The organism is Kitasatospora sp. NPDC051984, assembly GCF_044593455.1.
Lineage (GTDB): Bacteria > Actinomycetota > Actinomycetes > Streptomycetales > Streptomycetaceae > Kitasatospora.
In genome coordinates this window covers 27362-44876 of sequence record NZ_JBIUCB010000025.1, presented here as the reverse complement: position 1 = coordinate 44876, position 17515 = coordinate 27362, and the positions used below count along the sequence as shown (strand labels likewise).

The window sequence follows — 17515 nt, the reverse complement described above, 5'->3', positions numbered from 1 at the left end:
GTGCGGCCCGGCCGCCGTCCTCGGCCCGGAGCCGGGTGAGTGCGGCGGCGGCGGTGGCCACGTCCTCGACGGCGACGGCGTCCGCGGCGGCGCCCAGTCCGGCGGCGACGGCGAGTTCGAACCCGGGCTCGACATGCAGCAGTTCGGCGGCGGGGCCGAGTACGCCGGGGCGGCCGAGCAGGGTGGCGCTGCCGTCCTTGCGGCGCAGGGCGAGGGCGAGTGTGTCGTGCCGGGCGGTGAGCGCGGCGCGTTCCTTCTCGGCGACGGCGAGTGCCTCGCGGGCGGCGCCGGCGGCGCGTTCGGCGTCGGCCAGCGCGGCGCGGGCCCGGTCGTGGCGGCTGTCGGTCTCCTCGTCCCCGGCCGCGTCCTGCTCGCCGCGTTCCCGGAGTTCCTCGTACTCGGACTGGGCGGCCTCGGCGCGCAGTTGGGCTTCGTCGCGGGCGACGGCAAGCCGTTCGATCTCGGCCTCGGCGGCGGTGACGCGGGAGCGGGCGGCGGCGGCCTGGCCCTGCAGCCGGGCCAGGCCCTCGCGCCGGTCGGCGATCGCCCGGGCGGCCGCCTTGAGCCGCAACTCCTCGGTGGCGAGGGCGCGTTCGAGTTCGGCGCGTTCCTCTACGGTTTCGGCGAGCGCGTACTGGGCCTGTTCCAGGGCTTCTTCGAGGGCGGCTTCCTCCTCGCGGACCCGGGCGGCCTCCCGTTCCAGGTCCTCGGGGTCGCGGCCGCGCCGTTCCTCCAACTGCCCTGCGGTGACGGCGGACCGGACCCTGGCTTCGGCGAGTCCGATGGTGCCGCGGGTGCGTTCGGCGAGCGCGGAGAGCCGGTACCAGGTCTGCCGGGCGGCTTCCAGCGCGGGCCCGAGCTGTTCGACCTGCGCCTGCAGGACGGCTTCGCGCTGGACGGCGGCGGCGAGTTGCTGTTCGACGGTGGTGCGGCGCAGTTTCAGCGCCAACTCGTCGGCGATCTCGGCCTCGACGGCCTGCCGCAGGGTGAGTACGTCGTCGGCGAGCAGCCGCAGCCGGGCGTCGCGCAGTTCGGCCTGGATGCCGGCGGCCCGCCGGGCGATCTTCGCCTGCCGCCCCAACGGGCCGAGCTGGCGGCGCAGTTCGGCGACCAGGTCCTGAACGCGGTTCAGGTTGGCCTGCATCGAGTCGATCTTCCGCAGCGCCTTTTCCTTGCGCTTGCGGTGCTTGAGGACGCCGGCCGCCTCCTCGATGAAGGCGCGTCGCCCCATCGGGTCGGCGTGCAGCACGGAGTCGAGCTGGCCCTGGCCGACGATGACGTGCATCTCGCGGCCGATGCCGGAGTCGGAGAGCAGTTCCTGGATGTCGAGGAGCCGGCAGCCGGTGCCGTTGAGCGCGTACTCGCTGCCGCCGTTGCGGAACATCGTCCGGGTGATGGTGACTTCGGTGTAGTCGATGGGCAGCGCGCCGTCGGTGTTGTCGATGGTGAGGCTGACTTCGGCGCGGCCGAGCGGGGGGCGCCCGCTGGTACCGGCGAAGATCACGTCCTCCATCTTGCCGCCGCGCAGCGACTTGGCGCCCTGTTCGCCCATCACCCAGGACAGCGCGTCGACGACGTTGGACTTGCCGGAGCCGTTGGGGCCGACCACGCAGGTGATGCCGGGTTCGAAGCGCAGGGTGGTCGCCGACGCGAAGGACTTGAACCCACGCAGGGTCAGGCTCTTCAGGTGCACCCGCCCGTCCTCCTCGCCCTGCCGCGACCCCGCTGTCCGGCTCCGCTGGCGACTGTATCCGGCCGGGCCGCCGACCTGCCCCCAGGTGGCGGTTTGGCCACGCCGCAGGCTGGGCACGTTAGGGCACAAGAACGCCACGGACACGACGAAGGGACGTCCACCTCGGACGTCCCTTGCAGGCTGCCATCCCCTGGCGGGGAAGCTCAGTGCGTCACAGCGTCGATCGTGAGGACCACGAACGATCAGGCCGTCATGTGAATCAGGCCGTTCTGCCGATCAGGTAAGGACCGGCTCGCGCTGGTCCAGGTCGATGCTGTTGAGCAGCGAATGCTCGTCAGCGACGGCGATCAGGGCATCGTTTTCGGCCTGGAGCTTCACGAGCTCGTTCTCCAGGTCCTGGACGCGCTGCTGAAGCCGTCGCATCTCGGAGAGCATTCGCGGGTCGGGGCCGCCGACGTACCCGAGAAGCGCCTTTGCCATGATGTGTGGTCCTCCACGCTGAGTGACCGAACCGTTTACGGTGTGGGTCTTGGGGGAAGGGGTACGCACGCGCCTGCGCGCCGGACGTGCTGGCTGGGCACTACGAAACAGCCGCTGGTGAGTGGCATGCTCACACGGCGGAGCTTCGCCGGTAAACTCAGACCTGTGCGCGGGTTTCCAGCGTCTCACCAAAGACCGTACGGGTCAACACGATCACCGCACGCTACCGCGCCCCTGTCACCTGCATGGCGGGGTGGTCACGCCATCGGCCGGGGTAGTGGATCACTTCGCTTGCGGAGTCAACCACGAGTCTGCCCGGATGGCAACCGTATGACACCGGCAGTTGCCGGCGGCTCTCCTCCGGCCGGCAACCGCGGTGCGTTCATCGGATCGCGAAGCCCTCGTATCCGTTGCCCACGGCGCTCCAGATTTCGGTGACTCCACTGACCCGACCTGGCGTTCCGGGCCCGCGCAGCGCGGCGAGCAGCCGCTCGCAGTCCGCGCGCGACCCCTCGGCGACCACCTGGACACGGCCGTCCCCGAGGTTGCTCGTATAGCCCGTCAGCCCGATCTCCAGGGCCCTGGCCCTGGTCCACCAGCGGAACCCCACTTGCTGGACGCGCCCACGCACCCAGATGGTGGCGCGGACGGAACGGTGACTGTCGTGACCTTGCATGCGTCGACCATAGTCGGGCACTTCAGGGGCGTACGGAACGGACTTCACGCCCCTTCTACCGTGCCTCCTCACCGGCCCGCGCGCATTCACAGCGTCGGCATCCGCTCTTGACCGAGCGGCACCTCCCGACCGAGCCGCACCGTTCTCTCAGTGGCGCGGCTCGGCCAGCCGGTGCAGCGTCCAGCCGCGGCCGGCCGGGCCGAGCGGGGCGGTGGCGGCGGTGAACAGTTCGGCGGCCCGGCGGTAGGAGAGCCGGGCCCGGCCGGTGAACGGGCAGCGGTCGGCCTCCGGGGTGCCGGCCGGGGCGCGCCGGTCGGTGAGGAACAGCGGGCCCGCGCTGCGCCCGGCGATCAGCAGTGGCAGCAGCCGGGCGGTGCCGCCGCGCCAGCGCAGCGGGCGCTCGCCGGCGGCGGCGGGGCGGGTCTGCCGGTCGGCCGGGTCGAGCTGGTCCACGTCCAGCGCGAGCAGTCGTTCGATGGGTGCGCCGGTCTCCCGCACCAGGTGCCACAGCACCTTCTCGCGCAGCGGCACCCGCAGCGCGAGCACGGCCCGCGCCTGGGCGTCGGTGAGCGCGGGTTCGGACGCGGCGGCGGGCAGCGGGCGCAGGCTCTCGGCGGGGTCTGCGGCCAGCCAGCCCTGCCCGCACCACCAGCGGACGGCGGCCCGCAGCGCGGACAGTTCGCGGTTCGCGGTGCGCGCGCCGACCGCCCCGGCCCGGGCGGCGAACGCCTCGGCCACCCGCCGGGGCGCGTCCGGCCCGTCCAGCAGGGCGAGCGGCAGCACCGGCGGCGCGGCCCGCCGCCGCTCGGCGCCGGTCGGCGGGGTGCGGCCGACCAGCAGCCAGGCCCAGGTGTGCAGGGCGATCCGGTAGACCCGCCGGGAGCCGTCCGAGAGCCGGGCCTCCGTCAGGTAGCACTCGGCCGCGACGGCGAACTCCACAGGTGTCATATCCGCAGTAAATCGCCAACCCGATGCGCCGTCAACATCGCCTCCGACTGCGGTAAACAAGCGATTTACTGCGGCAATTCCGAGGCTTCCGAAAATTGACACCACAACGCTCAAGTATTTCGCCGGAAGCCCTTGCCGGACGCCTCGGCGGCGGGGCAGTCTGCCGGTCATGGTGCTGACCTCACGGCGGCTCGCCGTCCTGCGCGGGCGGGAGTTCCGCCTCTTCTTCATCGGCTTCGCCGTCTCCCTGTTCGGATCCTCGATGGCCTCGGTGGCCGTGGCGTTCGCCGTGCTCGACAGCGGGGGCGGCGGCTCCGGGCTCGGCGTGGTGATGACCGCGCGGATCCTGCCGATCGTGCTGCTGCTGGTGCTCGGCGGCGCGGCCGCGGACCGGCTGGGGCCGCGACCGGTGATGCTCGGCTCGGACGGGCTGCGGTTCGCGACCCAGGCGGTGATGGCGGTGCTGATGTTCACCGCGCACGACCGGGTGTGGGCGATGGCCGTGCTGATGGTGTTCTGGGGCCTGGCCGAGGCGGTGTTCATGCCGGCCCTGGACGCGCTGCTGCCCAGGCTCGTCCCGGCCGGTGAACTCTCCGACGCGAACGCCCTGTTGGGGATCGCCCGGAACGGCGTCGCGGTGGCCGGCCCGGCCCTCGCGGGCGGGCTGACCGCCGTCGCGGGTCCCGGCTGGGTGCTGCTGGTGGACGCCCTCTCGTACGCGGTCGGCGGCGTGGCACTGGCCCTGCTCCGGCTGCCCAGGGCCGCCCGGCAGCCGTCCGGCGAGGCCTCGCTGCTGTCCGAACTGCGGGCCGGCTGGAGCGAGTTCAGCTCCCGGCGGTGGCAGTGGGTGAGCACCCTGCAGGCCTGCCTGTTCAACCTGCTGGTGTGGGCGCCGTTCCTGATCCTCGGCCCGGTGGTGGCGGACGCGCGCCTCGGCGGGGCGGGCGGCTGGGGCCTGGTGATGGGCGCGTACGGGGCCGGCGCGGTGCTCGGCGGGCTGGTGCTGCTCGGACGCCGGCCCACTCGTCCGCTGCGCCTGGCGATCGCGGCGACGGCGGGCTGGGCGCTGCCCTCGGGCGCGCTGGCGCTGGGCTGGCCGCTGCCGCTGGTGGCGGTCGCGGCGGTCGGCGCGGGGGTGACCTCGATCGTCTGCATGACCTTGTTCGCCACGCTGACGCAGCGCCACGTTCCGGCGGAGGCGCTGGGCCGGGTCAGTGCGTACGGGACGCTCGGCGCGTTCGCCTTCGGGCCGGTCGGGCTGGCGCTGGCCGGGCCGATCGCGGACCGGGTCGGCACCGGCTCCGTGCTGGGCTTCGGTGCGGCCTGGCAGTTGGCGTCCTGTGCGCTGACCCTGCTCGTCCTGGGCCGCCGGGAGCCGGCCGACCCCGCCGCCGTCGAGGCCGCCGGAGCCCCCTCCCCCGCCCGGGCATGACAGCGGCCCCCGGTCCGCGAACGGGACCGGGGGCCGGGCAGTGGATGACCGGGCGTCAGTCGCCGAAGTCCCCGCCGCCGAAGTCGCCGCCACCGAAGTCGCCGAAGCCACTGCCGAAGTCCCCGCCGCCGCCACCGAAGTCGGCACCGGAGAAGTCGGAGTTGTTGAAGGCCGCGCCCGAGTACTCACCGGCGTCCGCGCCGCCGGTGTAGTCGGCGCCGCCGCCACCGCCGTGGTAGTCGTGGTGGCCGCCCGCGTAGGCGTAGCCGGGGCTGGAGATCACCGAGCCGAGCATGGTGCCGACCAGCAGGCCGGAGAGCATGCCGCCGCCGAAGTAGCCGCCCGCCCACGGGCTGTAGGCCGGGCCGGCGTTCCAGTACGGCTGGTGGCCGTGCTCGGTCTCCACGGTGCGGATGTACGGGTCCTGGCCGGTGGCCAGGCGGTGCGCGTCGTCGGCGCAGGCCGGGACGGAGCGCGGCGCGCCGCCGGCGGGCGCCCACTGGACATCGGTGGTGGAGGGCCCGTGCCTCGGGTCGAAGAAGCACGGGACGCGGCGCTCGGGCAGCGGCCGGCCGTCGCGGCGGGCGGCGAGGGTGGCCAGCGCGAACCGGCCGTCCTCCAGCGCCTCGGTGACCGGGCGGACGTCGTCGGGCTTCTTGGCCTCGTCCATGGTCCGCTTGGCGCGGTCGTAGGAGTCCAGCGCACGGGTGTAGTCGGCGCGCTGGGTGTCGTCCGAGCCGGGGGCGCCGGGGTTGAAGTCGAGCCGGTCGAGCTCCTCGCCGAACGCGGTGATGTCCTCGTCCACCACGGTGCGCAGCTGGGCGAGTTCGGCGCGGGCCTTCTCCTCCTTGCGCTTCTTGGCGCGGCGGAACAGCAGGAACACGCCGCCGCCGGCCAGCACCACCAGCACGATCGGGACGATGATCCAGGCCGCGGAGGTGCTGTGCTGCGGGCCCTCGCCCTTGGTCTGGCCTACGGCCTGGTCGACGAAGTCGTTGACGGTGCCGTTGATGTCGCCGTTGTGCGAGCGGAAGGACGAACCGGCGATCTTGCTGGCGGAGTTCGACGACAGCGCCTTGGAGTCGGCCTTGGCGTCGAACCCGTTGCCGCGCCACACCGCGTAGACGCCGACGATGCCGACCTTGGTTCGCAGGTCGTTCATCAGGGTCTTGGGGGCGTAGGCCTGGCTGTCCGGCAGCACCGCGACGAAGATCGGCTTGTCGGCCTTCTTCAGCTTCTTCGCCAGCGCGTCGGCCTGGTCCGGGGAGAACCGGCTGGTCATCGCCGGGTCGACGTAGACCTGAGTCTTCTTCAGCGAGTCGGTCGCGTCGCTCAGTCCGGCCGCCTGGGCGGGCGCGGACAGGCCGAGGACCATCAACAGGCCGAGCAGAGCTGCCAGCACGGCGGCCGGCCCGGTGGCTCGGGAACGTCGAAGCACAGTTCTCATACCAAGACCGTACCGGTCCGAAGTAAGGATCCACGCCCTACCTCCGGACGGTCCGACCCTGACTTCTTCCCCTACCCGGGGACGAGCCCACCGGCCCCGACCCCCGCCGACCGGCCGGAGTTGGGCCCCGCCCGGCCTCGGCCCGGTCGGGAGCAGGCATAGTGGTGACGATCTTCCCTCCTCCCGACAGGAGCCCCCAGCGTGATCCTCGGCCTCGTCACCGCCGTCGCCGCGTCCGTCTGTTACGGCACCGGGTCCGTGCTGCAAGCCGTCGGCGCCCGCCGGTCGGCCCGGCAGGAGGCGGCCGACGGCACCGTCACCGAGCACGGCGGGCCGAGCCTCGCCTCCACCGCGAAGGCCGCCGTCACCTGGGAGTTCATCCTCGGCACGGTGCTGGACTTCATCGGCTTCGGGCTCGGCGCGCTGGCCGCACGGCTGCTGCCGCTGTTCCTGTCGCAGACCATCATCAGCGCCAACCTGGTGATCACCGCGCTGCTGTCGATCAAGCTGCTCGGGCTGAGGCTGCGTCAGCTGGAGTGGCTGTCCATCGGCATCCTGTGCGGCGCCCTGGTGCTGCTGGCGGTCGCCGCCGGGCCGGAGGGCGGTCACCACGCCGCGCGGGCGTTCCACTGGGGGCTGCTGATCGGCTCCGCGGTGCTGATCGCCGGCGGTTCGCTGATCGTCCGGCGGATGGGCTCCAACGGGGCGATCGTGGCCGGTCTGCTGTCCGGTCTCGGCTTCGGCGCGCTGGGCATCGGCGTGCGCATCCTGGACGGCATCGAGCCGTTCTCGATCACCGCGCTGCTCGCCGACCCGGCGCTGTACGCCATCCTGATCGGCGGCATCGGCGGCATGTACCTGCACACCGTCGCCCTCCAGGTCGGCTCCGTCAACGGCGCGACCGCCGCCCTGGTGGTCGGCGAGACCGTCGTCCCCGGCGCGGTCGGCGTGCTCTGGCTCGGCGACTCCTCCCGCCCGGGCCTCGCCTGGCTGGCCGTCCTCGGCTTCCTGCTGGCCGTGGTCAGCGCCGTCGGCGTCGCCTACTTCGGCGAGGACGGCGGGGCGATCCAGGCGGCCGCCGAGGAGGAGAAGACCTCCGCCGGGAAGTCGAGCTGATGGCCTTCCCGGTGGTTCCCATGACCGACCCGGACCAGCACCTGCTCGACGCCCTCGACCGGGTGGACGCCGTCTTCGCCCCGTACGCCGAACAGCCCGTCGACGGTTGCACGTACTGCTACGGCGAAGCCGACCTCGCGCTCCTCTCCGGCCCGGTGGCCGGGATACCCGACCGGCTGGTGGACGCCGTGGCCGCCGAAGTCCCCGACCACTGGGACGACTTCCCCGGTCTCTACCGCCGCCTGACCCCACGCATCCTGCGCTCCCTGGCACTCAACGGCGGGGGAGCCGGGCCGGCCGTGGTCGCCTCCCGGCTGCTGGCGGCGGGCTGGCGCGAGTGGCCCGAGCGCGTGGCCGTCGAGCGGTTCCTGTCGGCCTGGTGGGAGGCCGTCCTGCGGCAGCCGTCCGGCGTGCGCCCGATCGACGCGCTGGAGCTGGCCGTCCCGCTGACCGGCACGCTCGTCCCGTGGCTGGAGCGGTGGGCGCAGGTGGGCACCGGGTACGCCGAGGAGCAGCTCTCGGCGGCGGTCGACCGCTGGCTGGAACGCCGGTTGGAGGTGCGCTTCGGCTTCCACGAGGAGTTCGACGCACGGCCGGTGCTGCCGGAGTGGCTGCTCACCCTCGACCCGCAATTCCTCGGCGCCCACCGGCTCCAGGAGATCGAGCGGATCGCGTACAGCTGATCAGCGCGGCCGGCGCTGGCACTTCGGGCAGTAGTAGCTGGAGCGGTTCATCCAGGCGTCCCGCCGCATCGCCGTCCCGCAGCGGCGGCACGGCTCGCCCTCGCGGCCGTAGGCGTCGAGGTCGCGGGAGAAGTAGCCGCTCTCGCCGTTGACGTTGACGTACAGCGAGTCGAAGCTGGTGCCGCCGACGGCCAGTGCCGCCGTCATCACGTCCCGGGCGTGGCCGAGCAGTTCGAGCGCGGCGGGGCGGGTGAGGGTGGCGGTGGGGCGTTCGTAGTGCAGGCGGCTGCGCCACAGTGCCTCGTCGGCGTAGATGTTGCCGACGCCGCTGATCAGCGTCTGGTCGAGCAGGGCCCGCTTCACGGTGGTGCGCTTGGCCTTCAGCGCGGTGGCGAACGCCGCGTCGTCGAAGCGTGCGTCGAGCGGGTCGCGGGCGATGTGGGCGAGCGAGAGCGGGGTGGACTCGGGGTCGTCCGGCTCGGTCTCCTCGACGGCGAGGCCGCCGAAGGTGCGCTGGTCGACGAAGCGCAGTTCGGTGCCGCCGTCGGCGAACCGGAGGCGTACCCGCAGGTGCACCGAGTCGGCCATGTCGGCTTCCTGGACGAGCAGTTGGCCGCTCATGCCGAGGTGGCCGATCATCGCCAGGCCGTCGTCGAGCGGCACCCACAGGTACTTGCCGCGGCGCTGCGGTTCGCCGAAGGTGCGGCCGCGCAGCAGCGCGGTGAACTCCTCGGCGCCGCCTGCCTGTCGGCGGACGGCGCGCGGGTGGAGCACCTCGATGTCGCTGACGGTCCGGCCGGCGGCCCAGCGGGCCAGGCCGCGGCGGACGACCTCGACTTCGGGGAGTTCGGGCACCGGTCAGACGGCCGCGGTCGGCTGGTCGCCGTCGGTGCCGCCGTCCTGCTTGGCCTTGATCGCGCGCCAGGCGGATTCGGCGGCCTTCTGCTCGGCTTCCTTCTTGGAGCGTCCGCTCCCGGAGCCGTAGTCCTGGCCGGCCACCCGGGCGGCGGCCGTGAAGGTCTTCTCGTGGTCCGGTCCGGACTCGGTGACCACGTACTCGGGAACACCGATGCCGACGGCGGCGGTGAGTTCCTGGAGGCTGGTCTTCCAGTCGAGGCCGGCGCCGAGCAGCGCGGATTCCGCGATCAGCGGGTCGAACAGCCGGTGGACGAAGTCCGTGGCCGAACCCAGACCCTGGTCGAGGTAGATGGCGCCGATCACGGCCTCGACGGTGTCGGCGAGGATCGACGACTTGTCGCGGCCGCCGGTTCCTTCCTCACCCTTGCCGAGCCGGATGAAGGCTCCGAGGTCCAGGCCGCGGCCGACCTCGGCGAGCGCGCGGGAATTGACCACCGCGGCACGGAGTTTGGCGAGCGTCCCCTCGGCGACCTCCGGGTGGAGGCGGTAGAGGGTGTCGGTCACCACCAGGCCCAGCACCGAGTCGCCGAGGAATTCCAGGCGCTCGTTGGTGGGCAGCCCGCCGTTCTCGTACGCGTACGAGCGGTGGGTCAGGGCACGTACCAGAAGGGCGCGCTCAAGTGAGTACCCGAGGCGCCCTTCCAGGACGTCGTATTCGGTCGAAGCCGGCCCGCCGCCCTTGCCCCCGTTGGAATTGGGGTTCGGCTTGCGAGAAGAATTGCTGCCGTCCGACATCGATCCGTGCACCCCGCCGATCAGACCGAGAGGACCTGGCGACGGTTGTACGTGCCGCAGCTCGGGCACGCGATGTGCGCAAGCTTCGGCTCGTGGCAGCGGTCGCACGCGACGAGCGCGGGCACGACGGCCTTCCAGTTGGAACGCCGGTGACGCGTGTTGCTGCGCGACATCTTCCGCTTCGGAACAGCCACGGTAAATCTCCTGGTTCTACGGCGAGACCCTCACGGGTAGCGCTGTGTCTTATTCCTCGTCACCCTCGTCGCCGGGGGCGGCGGAGAGTCCCTGCAGAGCCGCCCACCGGGGGTCGGCGGCATCGTGGTGGTGCGACGGGTCGTCGCTCAGGCGGGCCCCGCATTCGGAGCACAGACCCAAGCAGTCTTCCTGGCACACCGGCTGCAGCGGCAGTGCGAGCACCACCGCGTCACGCAGCACCGGCTGGAGGTCGAACAGGTCGCCCTCCAGGCGGTAAGTCTCGTCCTCGGACTCCTCGTCGTAGTCGTCTCCCGCGATCGCGCGGTGACGCTCCTCGGACTCCGGGTAGTAGTACAGCTCCTGGAAGTCGACCTCCAGGTCGTCCTCCAGCGGCTCCAGGCAGCGGGAGCACTCGCCGGTCACGTGGGCCTCGGCGGTGCCGGTGACCAGCACGCCCTCGACCACGGACTCCAGGCGGAGCTCCAGCTTGATCTCGCTCTTCTCGGGGACGCCGATCACATCCGCGACACCGAGGTCCGCCGGGGCCTCCAGGGTCCGGGACACCTTGCGCAGCGAGCCGGGGCGACGGCCGAGCTCATGCGTGTCGAACACGAGCGGGTCGCGGTGGTCGAGGCGGTTCAAGGCTTCCTGACTTCCTGACGGCGGCACACGCATTCCTGCGTGGCGCGGACTTTGGTTCCTGCGGTGCGCGGCCCGGCTGCGGGCACGCGGCGAACCCGGCACGAGCAGGCCGGAGTGGTCAGACTACCCGAGAGTCCGGGCCGAACCCAACTCGTCGCCGTTCACCGGCCGCCGAGCTCCCGCAGCCGGGTCATGTCGATCATGCTGGTGTCGAAGAAGCTGGTCTCGTCCAGTCCGGCCTGCTGCTGCGGCAGCCCGGCCTGCTGCGGCTGCTGCTGGTAGCCGTGCGGGTCGGCGGGCAGCGCCTGCGGCTCGGCGGGCAGCGGGTTGCCCCACTGGTCGTAGCCCGGCTGCTGGTACTGCTGCTGCTGGTAGTACGACGGGTCGACCGGCTGCTGGTAGCCGTAGGGCTGCCCGTACGGGTCGGTCTGCGGGGCCGCCGCCGGGTCGTAGCCGCCCCCGTAGACCTCGGCGTACTGCGGGGCCTGCGGCTGGCCGTACTGGTCCTCGGCGGGGTTCTGCCAGCCTGCGGCGGCCGGGGTCGACTCGGGCCAGCTCTGGTGCTGCGGGACCTCCGCGTACCAGGACTGCTCGCCGTCGGTGGTGGCGAAGCCGGCCGCCACCGCCTCGGCGCGGTTCTTGAGCTGCTGGGCCTCGTCGGCGGCGGCCAGGTAGGCGCCCAGCTCGTCGATCGGGGCCTTGCCGAGCAGCTTGTCGCGGCCCTTGCCGACCGCCTCCAGGGTCGCCGAGAGCACCGCCTCCAGGGTGGCGAGCTTCACATCGACGTACTCGTCGGCCTCCGGGCTGAGGCTGATCCGCTGCGGCTGGAACTCCTCGCCGTCCTCGGTGCCCTCGCCCTCCGGCTGGTACACCCCGGCCTCGCCGCGCAGCTTCTGCCGGCCGCGGCCGACCGCGCCGAGCGTCTTGGTGAGCACCACCTCGAAGTTGGCGAGCTTGGAGTCGACGTAGTCGTCCGCCTCGGCGCGCTTGGTGTGTTCCTCGGAGCGGGCCTCGTTGAGGATCCGGTCCGCCTCGGCCTGGGCCTTGCGCACCACCTCGGTGTCGGAGATGAGCGAGCCGCGCTCGTCGTGCGCGCCGCGGATGATCTGGTCGGCCTGCGCCTGGGCGTCGGCGACCATTTGTTGATGGTCCGCCACCACCGACTGCGCCTTGGCGAGTTCGGCGGGCATGGCGTCGCGCAGTTCGCGCAGCAGGCCGGTCAGTTCGGCGCGGTTGACCACGCAGGAGGCCGACATCGGCATCGCCTTGGCCTTCTCGACCATGGCGATGATCTGGTCGAGTTTCTGCTGCACGTCCACGGGCGTCTTCAGTCTTTCCGTGTGCCGCCGAGGTGCGGCGGAGGCAGTGCCACGAGGTCGCGGACTGCGCCCCCGGGGCCGGGAGTACAGACTGTACGGCCACCCACCCCGCCGCTCACAACGGCCAGGGTCCGTCCGGCCGGTCTCGGCGCCCGGCAAGACCGGCCGGACGGACCCCGGGTCACTTGCGGCGTTCGGCGATCCTCTCGACCAGCCGCCGGTTCACCACCTCGGGCAGCAGGTGGGAGACGTCACCACCCAGCGAGGCGACTTCCTTGACCAGGCTGGAGGACAGGAAGCTGTACGTCGGCGAGGTCGGCACGAACAGCGTCTCCACGCCGGTCAGGCCGTGGTTCATCTGCGCCATCTGCAGCTCGTAGTCGAAGTCGCTGACCGCACGCAGGCCCTTGATGATCGCCGGGATGCCGCGCTGCGTGCAGAAGTCCACCAGCAGGCCGCTGTGCGACTCCGCCTGGATGTTGCCCAGGTGCGCGGTGGTCTCCTCGATCAGGGCGAGCCGCTCCTCGATCGTGAACATCCCCTGCTTGCTGCGGTTCACCGCCACCGCCACGTGCACCACGTCGTACAGCTTCGAGGCCCGCTCGATGATGTCGAGGTGTCCGTTGGTGATGGGGTCGAAGGACCCCGGACAGACGGCGCGGCGCATGGGTGTGCTCCCTTGTGGGGCGGGATGTTCTGCTACGAGTCTTGGTCAGCCCCGGTAGCGGCGCGACCGTACCAGAGCGTGCCCTCGCCGTAACGGCGCGAGCGCAGCCCTTCGAAGCCGTCCGGCCAGCCGAACTCGCCCCCTCGGGTGCTGCGTTCCACGGTGACGAGAACATGCTCGGACAGCCAGCCCCCCGAGCGGAGTGTGACCAGCATCTCCCGCAGTACGGCGTCCTCCACCGCGTACGGCGGGTCCAGGAACACCAGGTCGTACGGCTCGGCCGGCGGGGCGCCCGCGATCACCTTCTCCGCCTTGTCCGCCCGCACCTCCGCGCCCGGCAGCCCCAGCGTCCGGACGTTCTCCCGCACCGTCTTCACCGCGCCCGCGTCGGCCTCCACCAGCAGCGCGTGCGCCGCGCCCCGGGACAGCGCCTCCAGCCCGACCGCGCCACTGCCCGCGAACAGGTCCAGCATCCGCGCCCCGGCGATCGGCCCGAACAGCGCCTCGACGGTGGAGAACATCGCCTCCCGCGCCTTGTCGGAGGTCGGACGGGTGTTCCGGCCGGGCGGCGCGGCGAGGGGGCGGCCTCCGGCAACACCGGCGATGACGCGGGGCATGACGTTCCTTAGGTGGGAGGGACTGCGCGCCCGACCATAGCTGACAAATCGTGCATGGCCGGGCGCGCAGTCGCTCACGTCAGCGCCTACTCGTTGGACGCCGCGCCCAACAGGGTCGGCGAGGCGTAGCGCGACCAGGACAGGCAGCCGTCCGGCGGGCAGTACTCCGGGCGGCGCGGGTCGTGGCCGAGTTCGCGCAGCTTGGTGCGGACGGAGTCGGGCGTGCGGCCGTAGCGGGCGGCGATCCGGGCGATGGTGTCGCCGTCGTGGAAGCGCCGGACCAGTTCTTCCTCGTGCTGCGGCACCCAGGGGGAGCCGTGGCCGGGGTAGAGCTCGCGCAGCACGTCGCGGTCGGGGATGGGCTCGGAGATGTCGGCGACGATCGCCAGCGCGCGCAGGGCGCGGTTGAGCGCGATGCGCAGTGAGGCGACGTCCTCCACCGGGAGGCGGAGCTTGCCGGAGGCGACCGGGTTGGCGGAGTTGCCCTCGCGCCAGCCGGTCAGGGTGAGGGTGACTTCGCGGTCGTCTTCGCTGGCGACCTCGATCCGGAAGACCTTGTCGCCGAGCGGGAGCTCGTTGAGGTGACGGAATGCCATGCAATGACCCCCAAATCTCGTGCCGGGAGCGCGACTTGAGGAGCGCCCCGAACAACTACATTCTCTCTCGGGGCACTGACAATCCGACCTGATCACACCGCCTGTCAGCCCTTCTCCAGGTACTCCGCGCGGTCCTCGTCGAGCAGGCTCTCCAGCGCCGTGCGCAGTTCGGGGTGGGCGGCGAGTTCGGGGTCGGCGGCGACCAGTCGGGTGGCCTCGGCGCGGGCGGTGGCGATGACGTCCTCGTCGTCGAGCACGGAGAGCACCTTGAGCGAGGACTTCACGCCGGACTGGGCCTGGCCCAGGACGTCGCCCTCGCGGCGCTGTTCGAGGTCGATCCGGGAGAGCGCGAAGCCGTCCAGGGTGCCGGCCACCGCGTCGAGCCGGGCGCGGGCGGCGCTGGCCGCGGGCATGTCGCTGACCAGCAGGCAGAGCCCTGCGGCGGATCCCCGGCCGACCCGGCCGCGGAGCTGGTGGAGCTGGGAGACGCCGAACCGGTCCGCGTCCATGATCACCATGACGGTGGAGTTGGGGACGTTGACGCCGACCTCGATGACGGTGGTGGCGACCAGCACGTCGACCTCGCCGGCGGCGAAGCGGCGCATCACGTCGTCCTTGGCGTCGGGGGCGAGCCGGCCGTGCAGGATCTCCACCCGCAGTCCGGCGAGCGGTCCCTTGGCGAGCTTGTCGGCGGTCTCGACCACGGCGAGCGGGGGCCGGCGCTCCTCGCTGTCCGCGCCGCCCGCGTCGACCTCCTCCGGGTCCTCCTTGCGCTTCTTCTTGCCCTTCGGCGCCTCGTCCTCGTCGCCGATCCGCGGGCAGACCACGTACGCCTGGTGGCCCTTGCCGACCTCCTCGCGGACGCGTTCCCAGGCGCGGGTGAGGAAGTTGGGCTTCTCCAGGGCGGGGACGACGTGGGTGGAGATCGGCGAGCGGCCGGACGGCAGCTGGTCGAGGACGGAGGTCTCCAGGTCGCCGAAGACGGTCATCGCGACGGTGCGCGGGATCGGGGTGGCGGTCATCACGAGCAGGTGCGGGGGCTGTTCGCCCTTGGCGCGCAGCGCGTCGCGCTGTTCGACGCCGAACCGGTGCTGCTCGTCGACGACCACCAGGCCGAGGTCGGCGAACTGCACCTTGTCCTCGATCAGGGCGTGCGTGCCGATGGTGATGCCGGCCTTGCCCGAGGCCATGTCGAGCATCGCGCCGCGGCGGGCGGCGGTGCCCATCGAGCCGGTGAGCAGGGCGACCCGGGTGCCGATCTCGGAGCCGCCGATCATCCCGGCCTCGGCGAGGTCGCCCATCATCTCGACGATGGAGCGGTGGTGCTGCTGGGCGAGCACCTCGGTGGGTGCGAGCAGTACGGCCTGGCCGCCGGTGTCGACCACGGCGAGCATGGCGCGCAGCGCGACCAGAGTGTTGTGGGTAACGGTGAAATTGTCCGTGACGTAGGCGGAATCCGGGTGCCCGACTCGAATGCACTGCGCCGGTTTGCGACCGACGTACTCGACCTGCCGGATTCCTCGCCGGAAAGTGTTGTACTTGGGCCGATCCGCGACCCGTTCGGCCTTCCGGGACAGCCGGAACGGCGGGAACTCGCTGGGCAACCCGACCGACACCACGAATGCGGCCTTCTTCGGAAGTACCCTCGCACGGCCGCCGAGGGACCGCACCAGCCAGGCGACGTCATCCGCCAGGCGCCGCGAGACACTGCAGAACGAGACGTCGTAGCCGTCGCGTCCCACGGTGCCGTCCGTATCCATCAGCCCTTGCAGAAGCGCGAGCCGCTGCTTGATCGAGGCGTTCTTGTACACCTCGGGGACGAACTTCCCGTGGGAGGTCAGGTGCCAGAGGCCAAGCTCCCGCAGCACCTGGTTCACCGGATTCCGCCGCGTCCCTCCGCGTGGGCCGCGCAGCTGGATATGGTGATCGATGGCCTGGCCGGACCTTCGGGTGACCACGCAGTCCGGCGGAACGGCGGCCTTGACCGCATGGAGAATCTCGGGATCAGCTGTTGAGAATCCCAACTGGTGTCGGAACGTCCCGTCACCCAGGAGCACGCCCATCAGGTAGGGATCGAGCGGCTGTTCGTCCCCCTGCCCGAGATCAACAGGCGTGGCCTGCGGCAGGTACCACTTGGAGCTTCCGTTGCGCTTCCAGGTGTCGTTCCGGATTTCCCGCGTGGTGAGGATCTTGGGCTGATCACCGCGATGCCATGCGCAGCTGGTTGCGACGATCCAGAGGTGCTCGTCATCGCACTCGACGGAGCTGCCGTCCGACAGGACGAGCCGCCAGACATCACGCTCGCCCTGAGGGAAGACGCCCTCGACGGGAGCGAGCTCACCCGAGGGCGTGACCACCAGGTCGCCGACTCGCATGTCGCCCATCGGCCTGAATCCGTCAGGCGTCAGCACCAGGGAATCCAACGGCTGGGCCTTGCCGGAGCCGACCTCGCCCTGCAGCAGGCGGTGCATGGGGTGTTCGGTGGCGAGGTCGGCGAAGATCTCGGCGCACACCTTCTGCTGGCCGTCGGTCAGTGTGAACGGCAGCCGGGCGTCGAACGCGTCCAGCACCCGGCCGGGGACGGCGCGGCGCGGGACGGCGGGCAGCGCGGAGTCGGCGGCCCGGCGCTGGGCGAGCGCGACCTGGAGGACGAACGCCTCGTCCCAGCGCAGCCGGTTCTGGGCGCGTTCCTTCTCCGCCTGGTTGCGCGGGCGGTGGATCAGTTCGAGCGCCTCGGGCAGCGGGATCAGGTCGTGCTCGGCGCGCAGTTCGGCGGGCAGCGGTTCGCCGACGTCCGCCAGGTGCTTGGTGAGGGCGAGTTCGACGCAGAGCGACAGCTTCCAGCTGGGCAGTTGGGCGCTGGCCGGGTAGACCGGGATGAGCCGGCCGGCGAACTGCTTCGCCGCCGAGGACCCTTCCTCGTCGTCGATCAACTGGTAGTCGGGCGAGGCGAGTTGGCGGGTGCGGTTGAACATGCCGACCTTGCCGGCGAACAGGCCCTGCTGGCCGGGCTTGAGTTCCTTCTGCCGCCAGCCCTGGTTGAAGAACACCAGGGAGAGCCGGGAGCGGCCGTCGGTGACCACCACCTCCAGCCGGTCGCCCTTGCGGCCGCGGAACGGGATCAGCGTGACCTTCTCGATCCGGGCCAGCACGGTGACGTGCTCGTCCACGTCCAGCTCGTCCAGGCTGGTGAGTTGGCCGCGCTCGACGTACCGGCGCGGATAGTGGTGCAGCAGGTCGCCGACCGTGCGCAGCTTGAGGGAGTCGGCCAGCACCTTCGCGGTGCGGTCGCCGACCAGGTCCTTCAGTGGTTCATCGAGAGCGCCCATCGGATCCCATTTCACACCACGG

General features: G+C 71.8%; 17 protein-coding genes. 3 read left to right on the top strand and 14 right to left on the bottom strand.

The window, feature by feature from the left end:
* From ACIHEI_RS31640 to ACIHEI_RS31625, 4 genes are all read right to left on the bottom strand, one after another.
* Positions 1-1693: chromosome segregation SMC family protein (locus ACIHEI_RS31640; protein ID WP_396609122.1), on the bottom strand; the 1693-nt coding region annotated here is incomplete at its 3' end.
* A 276-nt stretch (positions 1694-1969) separates the two neighbouring features.
* Positions 1970-2173, bottom strand: coding sequence for a hypothetical protein (locus ACIHEI_RS31635; protein WP_387649274.1), 204 nt, complete (start codon positions 2171-2173; stop codon positions 1970-1972).
* Between the two features lie 382 nt (positions 2174-2555).
* A complete protein-coding gene (locus tag ACIHEI_RS31630; RefSeq protein ID WP_387649272.1) occupies positions 2556-2849 on the bottom strand; it encodes an acylphosphatase in 294 nt (97 codons plus the stop codon).
* 147 nt (positions 2850-2996) lie between these two features.
* Positions 2997-3797, bottom strand: a complete 801-nt coding sequence (locus tag ACIHEI_RS31625) for a hypothetical protein (RefSeq protein WP_396609121.1) — start codon at positions 3795-3797, stop codon at positions 2997-2999.
* Between the two features lie 169 nt (positions 3798-3966).
* Here ACIHEI_RS31625 and ACIHEI_RS31620 point away from each other — a divergent pair, with 169 nt between their 5' ends.
* Positions 3967-5229, top strand: coding sequence for an MFS transporter (locus ACIHEI_RS31620; RefSeq protein ID WP_396609120.1), 1263 nt, complete (start codon positions 3967-3969; stop codon positions 5227-5229).
* 55 nt (positions 5230-5284) lie between these two features.
* Here ACIHEI_RS31620 and ACIHEI_RS31615 read toward each other — a convergent pair whose 3' ends face one another.
* On the bottom strand, positions 5285-6676 hold the full coding sequence (locus ACIHEI_RS31615) for a hypothetical protein (RefSeq protein ID WP_396609119.1): 1392 nt from the start codon (positions 6674-6676) through the stop codon (positions 5285-5287).
* A gap of 201 nt (positions 6677-6877) precedes the next feature.
* Here ACIHEI_RS31615 and ACIHEI_RS31610 point away from each other — a divergent pair, with 201 nt between their 5' ends.
* Positions 6878-7792: a hypothetical protein gene (locus ACIHEI_RS31610; RefSeq protein ID WP_387649260.1), complete on the top strand. Its 915-nt coding sequence runs from the start codon at positions 6878-6880 to the stop codon at positions 7790-7792.
* A 20-nt stretch (positions 7793-7812) separates the two neighbouring features.
* A complete protein-coding gene (locus ACIHEI_RS31605) occupies positions 7813-8475 on the top strand; it encodes a hypothetical protein (RefSeq protein WP_396609118.1) in 663 nt (220 codons plus the stop codon).
* On the opposite strand, the gene mutM is transcribed toward ACIHEI_RS31605, so the two are convergent.
* From mutM to ACIHEI_RS31560, 9 genes are all read right to left on the bottom strand, one after another.
* On the bottom strand, positions 8476-9330 hold the full coding sequence (mutM, locus tag ACIHEI_RS31600) for a bifunctional DNA-formamidopyrimidine glycosylase/DNA-(apurinic or apyrimidinic site) lyase (protein WP_392955300.1): 855 nt from the start codon (positions 9328-9330) through the stop codon (positions 8476-8478). It abuts the gene before it with no gap.
* A gap of 3 nt (positions 9331-9333) precedes the next feature.
* Positions 9334-10128, bottom strand: a complete 795-nt coding sequence (gene rnc, locus ACIHEI_RS31595; RefSeq protein ID WP_387649252.1) for a ribonuclease III — start codon at positions 10126-10128, stop codon at positions 9334-9336.
* Positions 10129-10148: 20 nt separating this feature from the next.
* Positions 10149-10322 carry a 50S ribosomal protein L32 gene (rpmF, locus tag ACIHEI_RS31590; protein ID WP_035866499.1) on the bottom strand — a complete coding sequence of 58 codons (174 nt, stop codon included), beginning with the start codon at positions 10320-10322 and terminating at the stop codon, positions 10149-10151.
* A gap of 49 nt (positions 10323-10371) precedes the next feature.
* Positions 10372-10998, bottom strand: coding sequence for a YceD family protein (locus ACIHEI_RS31585; RefSeq protein WP_396609117.1), 627 nt, complete (start codon positions 10996-10998; stop codon positions 10372-10374).
* 128 nt (positions 10999-11126) lie between these two features.
* Positions 11127-12284: a cell division initiation protein gene (locus ACIHEI_RS31580; protein ID WP_396609116.1), complete on the bottom strand. Its 1158-nt coding sequence runs from the start codon at positions 12282-12284 to the stop codon at positions 11127-11129.
* A gap of 181 nt (positions 12285-12465) precedes the next feature.
* Positions 12466-12951, bottom strand: coding sequence for a pantetheine-phosphate adenylyltransferase (coaD, locus tag ACIHEI_RS31575; protein ID WP_387649245.1), 486 nt, complete (start codon positions 12949-12951; stop codon positions 12466-12468).
* Between the two features lie 32 nt (positions 12952-12983).
* Positions 12984-13568: a 16S rRNA (guanine(966)-N(2))-methyltransferase RsmD gene (gene rsmD, locus ACIHEI_RS31570; protein ID WP_387867612.1), complete on the bottom strand. Its 585-nt coding sequence runs from the start codon at positions 13566-13568 to the stop codon at positions 12984-12986.
* 86 nt (positions 13569-13654) lie between these two features.
* Complete coding sequence (locus ACIHEI_RS31565) at positions 13655-14164, bottom strand: hypothetical protein (protein WP_380488276.1); 510 nt, start codon at positions 14162-14164, stop codon at positions 13655-13657.
* 104 nt (positions 14165-14268) lie between these two features.
* Positions 14269-17493, bottom strand: coding sequence for a helicase-related protein (locus ACIHEI_RS31560; protein ID WP_396609115.1), 3225 nt, complete (start codon positions 17491-17493; stop codon positions 14269-14271).
* Positions 17494-17515 lie beyond the last annotated feature (22 nt).